12 protein-coding genes are annotated in these 11,528 nt (G+C 37.9%); 7 read left to right on the plus strand and 5 right to left on the minus strand.

Features of this window, described 5'->3' with window-relative positions:
- Positions 1–21: 21 nt before the first annotated feature.
- The 4 genes from QXQ25_02895 to fsa are packed head-to-tail and all read left to right on the plus strand — an operon-like array spanning position 22 to position 2,872.
- Positions 22–447, plus strand: a complete 426-nt coding sequence (locus QXQ25_02895) for a GNAT family N-acetyltransferase (protein ID MEM0160655.1) — start codon at positions 22–24, stop codon at positions 445–447.
- A gap of 16 nt (positions 448–463) precedes the next feature.
- Positions 464–1,300, plus strand: a complete 837-nt coding sequence (locus tag QXQ25_02900; GenBank protein ID MEM0160656.1) for a transketolase — start codon at positions 464–466, stop codon at positions 1,298–1,300.
- Positions 1,290–2,225, plus strand: coding sequence for a transketolase family protein (locus tag QXQ25_02905; GenBank protein ID MEM0160657.1), 936 nt, complete (start codon positions 1,290–1,292; stop codon positions 2,223–2,225). Before QXQ25_02900 ends, QXQ25_02905 begins: the two co-directional genes overlap by 11 nt.
- Positions 2,222–2,872: a fructose-6-phosphate aldolase gene (gene fsa / locus QXQ25_02910; protein MEM0160658.1), complete on the plus strand. Its 651-nt coding sequence runs from the start codon at positions 2,222–2,224 to the stop codon at positions 2,870–2,872. Before QXQ25_02905 ends, fsa begins: the two co-directional genes overlap by 4 nt.
- A 103-nt stretch (positions 2,873–2,975) precedes the next feature.
- On the opposite strand, the gene QXQ25_02915 is transcribed toward fsa, so the two are convergent.
- The gene (locus QXQ25_02915; protein ID MEM0160659.1) at positions 2,976–3,800 is read right to left on the minus strand and encodes an FKBP-type peptidyl-prolyl cis-trans isomerase; all 825 of its coding nucleotides are present in this window, start codon (positions 3,798–3,800) and stop codon (positions 2,976–2,978) included.
- Between the two features lie 154 nt (positions 3,801–3,954).
- On the opposite strand from QXQ25_02915, the gene QXQ25_02920 reads away from it, so the two are divergent.
- Positions 3,955–5,151: a PLP-dependent aminotransferase family protein gene (locus QXQ25_02920; GenBank protein MEM0160660.1), complete on the plus strand. Its 1,197-nt coding sequence runs from the start codon at positions 3,955–3,957 to the stop codon at positions 5,149–5,151.
- Here QXQ25_02920 and QXQ25_02925 read toward each other — a convergent pair.
- Genes QXQ25_02925 through QXQ25_02935 form a run of 3 tightly spaced genes read right to left on the minus strand, consistent with a single transcriptional unit; the run spans position 5,145 to position 8,608 of the window.
- Positions 5,145–6,158, minus strand: a complete 1,014-nt coding sequence (locus QXQ25_02925; GenBank protein MEM0160661.1) for a M42 family metallopeptidase — start codon at positions 6,156–6,158, stop codon at positions 5,145–5,147. The two genes, QXQ25_02920 and QXQ25_02925, sit on opposite strands and share 7 nt — an antisense overlap.
- Positions 6,159–6,174: 16 nt before the next feature.
- Entirely contained in the window at positions 6,175–7,350 is a 1,176-nt protein-coding gene (locus QXQ25_02930; protein MEM0160662.1) for an alanyl-tRNA editing protein, read from the minus strand.
- A 37-nt stretch (positions 7,351–7,387) separates the two neighbouring features.
- Positions 7,388–8,608 (minus strand): SLC13 family permease, encoded by a 1,221-nt coding sequence (locus QXQ25_02935; GenBank protein MEM0160663.1) that lies wholly within the window; start codon positions 8,606–8,608, stop codon positions 7,388–7,390.
- 140 nt (positions 8,609–8,748) lie between these two features.
- Between QXQ25_02935 and lonB the strand changes: the two genes are divergently transcribed.
- Both lonB and cgi121 read left to right on the plus strand, forming a co-directional pair.
- Positions 8,749–10,659: an ATP-dependent protease LonB gene (gene lonB, locus QXQ25_02940; GenBank protein ID MEM0160664.1), complete on the plus strand. Its 1,911-nt coding sequence runs from the start codon at positions 8,749–8,751 to the stop codon at positions 10,657–10,659.
- The gene (gene cgi121, locus QXQ25_02945; protein MEM0160665.1) at positions 10,649–11,044 is read left to right on the plus strand and encodes a KEOPS complex subunit Cgi121; all 396 of its coding nucleotides are present in this window, start codon (positions 10,649–10,651) and stop codon (positions 11,042–11,044) included. The genes lonB and cgi121 overlap by 11 nt, the downstream gene beginning before the upstream one ends.
- A gap of 3 nt (positions 11,045–11,047) precedes the next feature.
- On the opposite strand, the gene QXQ25_02950 is transcribed toward cgi121, so the two are convergent.
- Positions 11,048–11,528 (minus strand): fructose 1,6-bisphosphatase (locus tag QXQ25_02950; protein MEM0160666.1); only part of this gene is annotated, 481 nt, incomplete at its 5' end.

An 11,528-nucleotide genomic window follows, 5' to 3' on the forward strand; every position in this document is an offset into this window, starting at 1 on the left:
TTTCATAATATTACAATGCTCATGGATTTTAAGTTTTTAGATGAAAGCTACTATTCTAAAATTACAGAATTATGGAAAAAAGCAGGATTGAACTTTAAACCTTACGGCAGAGACTCTCTGGAAAATATAAAAAAGCAAATAGACAAGCATCCAGACATGATCCTGGGCGCTTTAGAAAACGAAAAATTGGTGGGAGTGACATTTATTACAGATGATGGAAGAAAAGGATGGATCAACAGATTGGCTGTTGACCCGGACTATCAGAGAAAAGGTGTAGCAAAAAATTTAATAATCATGGCGGAGCAGATATTTAAAAATAAGGGCATTAAACTTTATGCGGCACTTATTGAAAAAGAAAATGATAAATCACAAAATTTATTTTTAAAGATGAGTTATAAGAAGACAGATATTCTTTACTTTAGCAAAAAAGAGTTTGAAGAATATTGAAAAAAAGGTAGAGATAATGGATGAAATTATAAAACTGAAACTAAAAGCCAATGAGATCAGGCAAAGTATTATAAAGATGGTATATACTGCAAAATCAGGACATCCTGGCGGATCGCTGTCTGCAGCAGATATAATAACAGTTCTGTATTTCAAGGAGATGAACATAGATCCTCAGAATCCGCAGTGGGAAGACAGAGATAGGTTTGTACTGAGCAAAGGGCATGCAACACCTGCTCTCTATTCAGCATTAGCTATGCGTGGCTATTTTGACATACAAGAACTTTTAAAATTCAGGCAGATAGGGTCTATGTTGCAGGGACATCCATCAATGCATGTACCGGGCGTGGATATGGCTACAGGCTCTCTTGGGCAAGGATTGAGCTCTGCAATAGGAATGGCTTTAAATGCAAGAATATACAATAAAAGTTACAAGGTATTTGCTATGATCGGGGACGGAGAGTGTGATGAAGGAAGCATATGGGAAGCCGCATTATTTGCTGCATCACAAAAACTATCAAACCTGATAGTGTTTCTGGATAGAAATATGTATCAGCTGGATGGCAGCACTGAAAATATATTAAAGTTAGGCAATCTAGAACAAAAATGGAGAGCTTTTGACTGGAATGTGCTTACCATTGACGGGCATGATATAGAGCAGATAATCGAGGCGGTAAAACAGGCAAGAAACGAGACAAATAAACCCACGATGATAGTTGCACATACGGTAAAAGGCAAAGGTGTATCATATATGGAAAACACGCATGCATATCATGGCAAACCTCCTGAAAATGAGCAGGAGTTCAGAAAAGCTATGGAAGAGCTGGAAATGGAGCGTAATAAATATGAATTATAATTCGCAGAGGGTAGTTTACGGCGAGACGTTGGTAGAGCTGGGTGAAAAATATAAGAAACTGGTAGTACTGGATGCTGACCTTTCAAGCTCTACGCAGACCAATAAATTTGGAAAGAAGTTTCCAGACCGATTTTTTAATGTGGGAATACAGGAACAGAACATGATGGGCATTGCCTCAGGCTTGGCTGCATCTGGAAACATTGTTTTTGCGAGCACTTTCGCAGTGTTCGCTGCTGGCAGAGCATATGATTTTGTGAGGCAGAGCATCTGTTATCCGAACCTTAATGTCAAGATAGTTGCCACACATGCAGGCATAACGGTTGGCGAAGATGGAGCATCACACCAGATGATCGAAGATATCGGGCTGATGACCAGTCTGCCGAACATGCGCGTAATTGCGCCGGCTGACGCATTGGAAACCAAGCGTGTAATAGAGCAGATTGCAGACATTTACGGGCCATTTTATGTGAGGTTAAGCAGAGAAAAAGTGCCGGAATTGACTGAAAAATACAGTTTTGAGCTTGGAAAAGGGTATGTGGTAAAAGATGGAGCTGACATTACTGTAATCACCACCGGAATATTGTTGAACAGTGCCATTATTGCAGCACAGATTATGAAAGACAGAGGCATAGATGTGAGAGTGATCAACATGCCTACGATCAAGCCTATCGATAGAGATATTATAATCAAGGCTGCAAAAGAAACTAACGGAATAGTTACTGCTGAAGAGCACAACATTTTTAACGGGCTAGGGTCCCGTGTAGCTGAAGTGGTGGCTGAACATTATCCAACCATAGTATTAAGACTGGGAATGAACGATCAGTTTGCAGAGTCTGGAAAGAGCTGGGACCTGATGAAAAAATATAAATTAAGTGAAGAGGGAATAATAGATAAAATACAAAAAATAATGGAGCTGAAAAAATGAAAATATTTTTGGATACTGCGAATTTGAAAGAGATAGAGACAGGCGTAGAATGGGGCATTATAGATGGAGTAACTACAAATCCATCATTAGCAGCTAAAGAAGCAGATAAGCTTAACTTTAATGATCTAGTTAAAAAAATACTGAGCATGGTCAACGGGCCAGTAAGTCTGGAAGTGTTATCTCTAGAATCTGGAAAGATGGTAGAAGAGGCAAAAAAGTTGGCTAAACTTGGAAAAAACGTAGTAGTCAAAGTTCCGATCACCGCAGAAGGTGTCAAAGCGATAAAGATATTGTCAGGCTTGGGAATCAAGACCAATGCGACACTGATATTCACACCCATACAAGCACTATTGGCAGCAAAGGCAGGAGCTAATTATGTATCTCCATTCGTAGGCAGACTTGACGATATTGGAGAAGATGGTATGCACGTGGTTGAAGATATTAGAACGATATTTGATAATTATAATATGAAAACAGAGATCATTGTAGCAAGTGTAAGGCACCCTATTCATGTATATCAGTCTGCGTTGATTGGAGCAGACATAGTAACTTTACCGTTCAATGTGCTGGAAAAACTGTTCAAGCATCCAAAAACAGATGAAGGAATACAGCGATTTTTAGAAGACTGGAAAAAAGTAAAACTATAAAAACGGATATTTGAGAAGTTTAATAATATTATTGAAAATAAATGAAAATAGTAAAAGATTGTGAAATCATTGCAGCTAGAACACTTTATGCTGAACTGGAAGCTTATGCATTAGACACTTTCACTACCGTTACCACAAAATAAAGTGTTTGTCCTGCAACCTCTTTATTATAATTTATTGAGATAGTAGTGCTGTTTACAGATTCTATTATTCCTCCTCCTGGCAATAAGGTCATGGGGGTTGCAATTATCGTTATTGAAATAGTTTGATTCTGGCTTATAGAATTTACATAAATCTGGTAATTTGTATCATTTAGGTATGGATAATAATATTGATTTGCCACTGCGTTGTTTAATATAGTAACAGTATTTGTATTAGAGTTGATTGCAAGAACCTGATCGTTCCAGCCGTATACTTTATCATGAGCCATTGCATATAGCACCGGTGAAACTCCAGTTCTAGATTTATATTCAGATATCGTGATAGTCTGATATACTGAAACTTGATGCGTTACACTTATATTTATAACATTCGACCAGTTCATTGGATAGCCTTCTGAAGGAGGTACTATTATCTTTTTTGTCTCGCCCTGATACATGCCAATAACACCCTGATCAAATCCTTTGATGACCTGCCCTGCCCCTACTGTAAAGTTTAACGGCGCAAAGTTGCCAGAGTATGTGTAAGTTAGTGTTTTTGGATAGGTAACATTATTTTGTGCTACGCTCTTAATGTTTGTATCAAATACTCTTGGTTGCCCGCCAGGATATAATATGTACCCATAATAAAGCACAGCCACAGTACTTCCATTTTCCACTACAGGCTCGGTTGAAGTTTTAGAGATTGTGCTATTGTACCATACATAAGCTCCTGAGCTGGCTGTAATTATTACTGCCACTACAATTAATACATAGACTATAGTTTTCATTACCACCGACCATGATCAATTAACATATATATCTTACGCTCTCTCCGTTTTTATAGTGTTTTTAGATTTTCATATTTTTATAAAATCCATGTTTTTAAGAGATCATTCAGAAATGTTAATATTCTATAAAATATTATCCCCGTGGTGAAAATTCATGGATGTATCCAACCGATTTTCTGATATTGCAACTAAGATGCGCGGGTCTGAGATTAGAGAGTTATTAAAATATGCAGACAATCCTAATGTAATCTCTTTTGCAGGAGGATTGCCCAATCCAAAATCTTTTCCGCTTGATATTTTAAAGCAGATTTTTTTGGATCAGCTGCAGAACAGTGGCTCTAAAATCTTTCAATATGGCACAACTGAAGGATTGCCAGAGCTAAGAGAAGAGCTGTCTAAAAAACTGGAAAAAGATTATAATATCAAAACACCAAAAGAAAATATTTTAATATTGACCGGATCTCAGCAGGGTCTTTATATGGTAGGAAAGGTATTGATCAATCCTGGAGACGTGGTAATTACCGAGGCACCTACATACATTGCGGCACTTAGTGCTTTTAGAGCTAACTATGCTAAAATAAAAGGCATAGAAATGGACGAAAACGGTTTGAAAACTGAAGTTTTAGAAGAGACATTGAAAAACTCAGAGGTTATGCCTAAATTTATATATGTAATTCCAACGTTTCAGAACCCGGCAGGAATAACAATGAGCCTAGACAGAAGAAAACATCTTCTTGAGATTGCAAATAAATATGACCTGCTCATTTTTGAAGATGATCCGTATGGGCATCTGCGATTTTCTGGAGATCCGATACCGCCTATTGCAGAGCTGGATAAAGAGGGCAGAACACTGTACATGGGAACATTCTCGAAAGTTTTGGCTCCGGGACTTAGAATTGGATACATAGCCGGACATCCGGATATTATAAAAAAACTGAACATAACAAAGCAGGTCACTGATCTGTGCAGCAATTCGCTATCTCAGTATATAGCTTACGAATACCTGAAAAACGATTATATTAACGATCAGATTCCCAAGATCATAGAAATGTACAGAAGAAAAAGAGATCTGATGATAAACACATTGCAGGATCTTGCACCGAAAGATACAGAATGGACCAGACCTGAAGGAGGTATGTTTTTATGGCTGAAAACCAATCCTAAAATCGATGCGGAAAAGATGTTTCCAAATGCCATAAAAAACGGCGTTGCATATGTGATAGGATCTGCGTTTTATCCAGAGCGAAATGGCAAGAATACGATGCGCTTAAACTATACATACCCCACAGACGCAAATATCGTGGAAGGAATAAAAAGATTGTTAAAAACCATAAAAGAAGAAAATCAATAATCTATTATTTTTTCTAATAATAGAATTATGTTTTTCAAGTCTGCAATATGCACCATCTCTACAGGAGAATGAGTGTACTTTACAGGTATACACAGCGCAATAGAGTTCAGTCCCAGCTCAAAAGTGGCTGCGGCGTCAGTGCTTCCCAGTGCATAAAGCTCTTGCACGGAAATATTTTCCTTTTCTGAAACCATCTTGATCTTCTTTCTGAGAATTTGTGATGAAACACCACGAGAATCTACCAACCTTATGACTGGACCCTTTCCGGTTCTGACCGGACTCAGGTAAAATTGCATGTTTGCAATGTCTCCTGCCGAAACAGTGTCTATCGCATATACTTCTTTAAAACGCTCTCTGTAAAACGTTTTTGCACCTCTCAATCCAGTTTCTTCTTGCACTGTAAATATAAAGGTCAGTTTCTTGCCCAGTTTTTTGGACGCTAAGCGATCGATCAACATTAACAGCACCGCGCAACCGGTTCGGTTGTCCAATCCGCGAGAAGCCACGTATTTGTCGTTTAAGATCAAAAACTCTTTTTTCCATCTTACAGGATCTAAAGGTTTGATTCCTAATTTAGCTACCTCTTCTCTGTTACCTGCTCCTATATCAATAAGCAGCTCTTCAGTGGCAATTACTTTTTTTAAGTCTTCTTCTGCAGAAAGATGTATGGGCTTTAATCCTATCACTCCATTAACTACTGTTCCGTTATCTGTAAAAATCTCTACTGCCTTACCATAATGATACCGAGAATCTATACCGCCCAGTTTTCTCATTCTCAGATATCCATCTTCCTCAATGTATGAAACTACCATTCCTATTTCGTCCATATGCGCTACAAACGCGAGCTCTTCACCCTCTCCAATCGAAAGGTACAGGTTTCCTACCTCATCTTCCTTAGGCTCTCCATATTTTTTCAAAATGCTTTTTAGATACTCTCTTACAGGCGCTTCATAACCGCTCACGCCTGGCATCATCACCAAATCTCTTAATGTATCTATCAGTTCCATAGATTTCACCTTTGTTCTATTTATCAAAATTCTCAATAATAAACTTTTTCATGGATTCAAACAAATCGTTAAATACGTCCTTCTGCGCATTCACCATCAGAAAGTTTCCTTTTCCTCCACCTTTCTGGTTGTATTTTTCTATCAGTTTGTATATTAGTTGTAAGTCTATGCTCAAAGACTTTGAAAACAACAAAAATATCTTTTCTTCACTCTGATTACCGTACAATACTATTGCGATTTCGCTATTGACAAGCTCCTGTGCACGTTTTTCAATGCCTTTAAAATCTCCCAGTTCAGATGTGGACCAATAAAAATTTATATTGTGAAAACTAATATTATCAAACCTGAACATTTTTGAGGTTAGATCATAATACTCTTTTTTTAAAGTATCAAGTTCATTCTTTGTAGCGCCGATCTTTTTTATTAGCTCTGGGCCAGTTTGGTTAAATAACAATTCTATATTATATAATTCCGTAACTGCCCTTTTGAGATACTCTCTTGCAAAATTACCGACTCTGAAATATATCTCTATGTATTTTGACCTTTTTAGTTTTGTTGCTACTAGTATCTCAATTTCTTTAGTGTTTTTAACATGTATGCCCGTGCACGCACTTTTATCGTACTTTTCAATCTCTACAATCCTTACAGAATCATCTTTTATCCTGTCACGCTTCAATCTTATGTCCGAGCTAACCTGGCTAGGGTCCTGAAAATAAATATTGATGTTTATTGCATCCATGATCTTTTTATTTGCCAGATCTTCTGCCTCTTTAACCTGCTCAAAGCTCAAATTTCCACTGATAAATAAAACAGACTCTTCTGGCTGAAACTCTACTTTTTCAAAGTGTACCGGATATAACAGTTCCAGTGCCCTGTAAAATATGTGCTCACCCGTATGCGATTTCATCAATGCATATCTGCGATCCCAATCTAACGTTATTTTTACAGCTTCTTTCTCCAATTTGCCATGAATATTTGACAGGCTATGAACTATGAGATCACCCTGCTTTTTTGCACCGGTTATATCCGCTTCAAAGTCCGGGCCTGAGATTTTGCCAGTATCAGGAGGCTGGCCACCACCGCCCGGATAAAAAATAGTATCTTTTAAAATTACCTGATTTTCAAATACCTCTAAGATCTCTGTTTCAAGCTCTCGTGCATATGGATCTATTCTAAAATAATAATCTTTCACAATACACCTTAAATATAATTCATGCTAAAAAAATTATCTATATTACTGTTAAAACGACCACGCCAATCAATAAGGTAGCTATGCTTACTGGAATGCCAGCTTTAGAAAATTCTTTCCAGTTCACATCTACGCCCATGCTAGAAGCAATTTCTAAGACTATAATGTTCGCTGCAGCACCGATTATGGTCAGGTTTCCTGCTAACGTTGAGCTCATAGCCAACGCGAGCCAGAGATGCGAACTTGAATAGGGGATAAACTGTGCTATTAAAAGCACGGCTGGAACATTGCTCACTAAATTAGACAGAATTGCAGTAATGGTTACCAGTGATCCCATGTTGGTCATGCTCAAATTTATGCTGTTAAAATAATTGATGATCATGCTCAATACACCAGACACCTCAACGCCCTCAAGCAAGATGAACAGTCCTATAAAAAACACGATTATGCTCCAGTCCACATTTTTAAGGATCATTTTTGATGATGAATTTTTAAAAAGCGGAGAGACAAACAGTAATATCGAGCCGCTTACAAGTGCAATGATTGCAATCTGCCGGGATATTAAAAATGCGATCAGCGTGGCAATTATAACAGCCATTGCAAACAATAAAAAGCTTTTATTTTCCAGCTCTTTTTTTTCTTCCATACTCTTTATCGGAACGTTAATGTCTTTTTTATAGATTGCATATATTATAATTATTGCTACGATTAGAGATATGATTGCTACAGGTCCCAACACCATCAGCCACCCTCCAAAACTGAGGCTGGAATGTATAGCGATGTATACATTCTGCGGATTGCCTATTAAGGTGGCTACACTGCCTATGTTTGCTGCAAATATCTCTGAGAGCAGGTAAGGTACGGGATTTACTTTTATCATTCTAGTGCTCTCAATTATAATAGGAGTGAGAAATAGTACTACTGCATCATTTAAAAACAGAGCTGATAATCCAGCGGTAATTACCATTATATATATTAAAAACTGCAGTCCAGTTTTCGAATGTCTCACAATCTGGACAGAAATATAGGTAAAAAAGCCAGTAGATCCTATCGATGAAACTATGATCATCATGCCAAGCAATAAAAAAATTATGTTCAGGTCTATCGAGTTAAATGCTTCTGCAGGAGTGATTATTCCGAAAATGATCATTAACATAGCTCCAAACAATGCTGTTGCAGGTCTTTCAAAATTAAGCAGTTTAAATCTTCTCAGTGAGATCAGAACGTAGGTAAATAAGAATATTATCAATGCAACAAGCATGGAGAGTAAATCAATATAGCACTATAAAAATTTATTTTAAAAATTTAGTAGTTTTCAACTAATCTAAAAACTTGATAAAATAAGAGCTAAAAAATGGAAAAATTTATCTATTGAATCTTATTGAGTGAAATGTAAAAATTATGGAAGAATCAATAGATAGCTGGATATTAAAGCAGGACTTTAAGACTACTAACGACATAAAAGTTCCTCCTATTCTGATGGACCAGGTAATAGGACAGGATGATGCAGTGGCAATTATAAAAAAAGCAGCAGCACAGAAAAGGCATTGTATATTAATTGGAGATCCGGGCACTGGAAAGTCAATGTTGGCACAGGCAATGGTGGATTTCATATCTAAATCAGAACTGGAAGACATAATGGTATTTCCTAATGAAGAAGATCCAAATAAACCTAAAATAAAAATATTACCTGCGGGAAAAGGTAAAGAGTTACTAAAACAATATCAGCAAAAAGCAAAAGAAGAAAAAATGAGAAAGCAAAGATCATTTCAGTTGCTTATTGTAATGCTGGTCATGATCGGTGTGGTAGCCACTATTTACACAAAAGATATTATTTACATATTCTATTCTTTGTTGCTGGCAATATTCATATATATGTTTTTTGGCATGGCACTGCAAAGGTCAGAGGTAAATATGGTACCTAAACTATTGGTAGGGCACGATCCAACTGATAAACCGCCATTTATAGATGCAACTGGAACGCATACTGGCGCATTATTGGGGGATGTAAGGCATGATCCGTTTCAGTCTGGCGGGTTGGAAACTGCCGCGCATGTGAGAGTGGAGGCAGGAGCTATACATAAGGCAAATAAAGGAGTGTTGTTTATTGATGAAATAAACTTATTGAGACCTGAAAGTCAGCAGGCATTATTGACTGCCATGCAAGAAAAGAGGTTTTCGATTTCTGGGCAGAGCGAAAGAAGCGCGGGAGCAATGGTGCAAACTGAAGCTGTACCTTGCGATTTTGTGCTCGTTGCGGCTGGAAACATAGAATCATTGCAAGGCATGCATCCAGCTTTGAGATCTAGAATAAGGGGTTATGGATACGAGATATACATGAACAATACTATGGAAGATAATGAAGCTAACCGGCAAAATCTGGTCCGATTCGTGCAACAGGAAATTAAAAAAGATGCAAAAATACCGCCATTTGACAGGGCTGCGGTTGGAGAAATTATCAAAGAAGCACAAAAAAGGGCTGGAAGAAAAGGAAAACTTACATTAAGATTAAGAGAACTTGGCGGATTGATAAGAGTTGCGGGAGATATCGCAAAATCTGAGAATGCAGAAGTGGTTACTGTTGACCATATTAATAAAGCTAAGAGCAGTGCAAGACCATTAGAACAACAGATTGTAGATAAATGGATTGAGTCTAAAAAAGAGTACAAGACATTTTTGAGTGCAGGTGCTGCTGTAGGCATGGTAAACGGATTGGCAGTGTATGGTGCTCAAAGTGGAATGGCAGAGTTTTCTGGAATAGTATTGCCTATTCTCGCAGAAATCACACCTGCTCAAGTAAAAAGCCAGGGTCGTGTCATTGCAACTGGCAAGTTAGGAGACATTGCCAAAGAAGCCGTGCAAAACGTATCTGCAATAGTAAAAAAATACAGTGGAGAAGACATCTCAAATCACGATGTGCATATTCAGTTTATAGGCACGTATGAGGGTGTGGAAGGCGACTCTGCAAGCGTGTCTATTGCAACAGCAGTAATATCTGCCTTAGAAAAGATTCCGATCAGGCAGGATCTGGCCATGACTGGATCGCTGAGCATTAGAGGGCATGTATTGCCGATAGGTGGCGTTATTGCCAAGATCGAGGCAGCAATCGAAACAGGATTCAAAACTGTAATAATTCCAAGCTCTAACATAGAAGACGTGGTTCTTGACGATAAGCATAAAGGCAAGATAGAGATCGTTCCTGCAGATACAATCGTGGATGTTCTGAAAACCGCATTTGTGAACAGTGAACAAAAAGATAAATTGATCACAAAAATAGAAGAAGCAATCACACCCATAAAATATGAAACCTGAGTTTGTGTTTGGATCTGGATCATTGTCAGAACAGGCTTTAAACTATATCATGGAAAATAAGATTCTTATCTTTAATGCGGAAAACATTGAATCTCAAGAAATGTTAAAGCTTGCAATCTATCATGCCGATAAATCTTTTAAACAGGGCCTGAATTTTGCAAATGATTATCCTCTGGAAATAATGCTCTATTTAAGTGGCAGCAAACAGATTGACAATGCCAAAAAAATATTTGGCGTAAATGCAGAAACTAAAAAATTCATCATAGTTTCTGAAGATAAATCAATACTATCCAGATTGAAATTGAAAGCTGATAACGCACTACAAGAAAAAATAACAGATCCTGAAATATTTGAAAAGATGGTGCTTTTAAAATTAAAAAAATAAAAATTATAAAGATTCAAAACGATCTTTTAATTTGTTCAGTATATGTGGCAAAGTAGTATACTCCATCTCTTCTAATGGCAGTCTGTGCGGTTCGAAGGGACCGTGCCTTCTCATATAATCTGCAATGTCCAAAGCTGTTGCCCTTGCCTTATCAAACGCTATGTCTGCAAGCAGGTCTACCGGTCCTACAAGCTTGCCCTCAGCAATCTGAAACCCTAATGCTGCAACTCTCGGCGGCCCATCAAATCTGGTGCATTTTGCATCTTTTATGCCCACCGGCATGATTGGGCCATTATGCGAACCACGCATCCAACCTGAAACCAAATGCGGGAAACTGAACGGCTCTAATACCTCTCCCAGTGCTGGCAGCCCACTCTGCGCCCTTACCAATGCTACAGGATCATCTTTTCCGACGTATTCTCCTGCGATCTGATAAAGTTTTTCAGTAGATATTGCCGCCACAGCCTCATCACTCGACAACTTT

It is taken from the genome of Thermoplasmata archaeon (assembly GCA_038729465.1).
In the GTDB taxonomy this organism is placed as follows: domain Archaea; phylum Thermoplasmatota; class Thermoplasmata; order Thermoplasmatales; family ARK-15; genus JAVRLB01.

Coding starts and splice junctions, on each gene's coding strand:
- lonB (MEM0160664.1), top strand. CDS start 8,749: ATGGAAGAATCAATAGATAGCTGGATATTAAAGCAGGACTTTAAGACT.
- QXQ25_02925 (MEM0160661.1), bottom strand. CDS start 6,158: ATGGAACTGATAGATACATTAAGAGATTTGGTGATGATGCCAGGCGTG.
- cgi121 (MEM0160665.1), top strand. CDS start 10,649: ATGAAACCTGAGTTTGTGTTTGGATCTGGATCATTGTCAGAACAGGCT.
- fsa (MEM0160658.1), top strand. CDS start 2,222: ATGAAAATATTTTTGGATACTGCGAATTTGAAAGAGATAGAGACAGGC.
- QXQ25_02895 (MEM0160655.1), top strand. CDS start 22: ATGGATTTTAAGTTTTTAGATGAAAGCTACTATTCTAAAATTACAGAA.
- QXQ25_02900 (MEM0160656.1), top strand. CDS start 464: ATGGATGAAATTATAAAACTGAAACTAAAAGCCAATGAGATCAGGCAA.
- QXQ25_02920 (MEM0160660.1), top strand. CDS start 3,955: ATGGATGTATCCAACCGATTTTCTGATATTGCAACTAAGATGCGCGGG.
- QXQ25_02915 (MEM0160659.1), bottom strand. CDS start 3,800: ATGAAAACTATAGTCTATGTATTAATTGTAGTGGCAGTAATAATTACA.
- QXQ25_02905 (MEM0160657.1), top strand. CDS start 1,290: ATGAATTATAATTCGCAGAGGGTAGTTTACGGCGAGACGTTGGTAGAG.
- QXQ25_02935 (MEM0160663.1), bottom strand. CDS start 8,608: ATGCTTGTTGCATTGATAATATTCTTATTTACCTACGTTCTGATCTCA.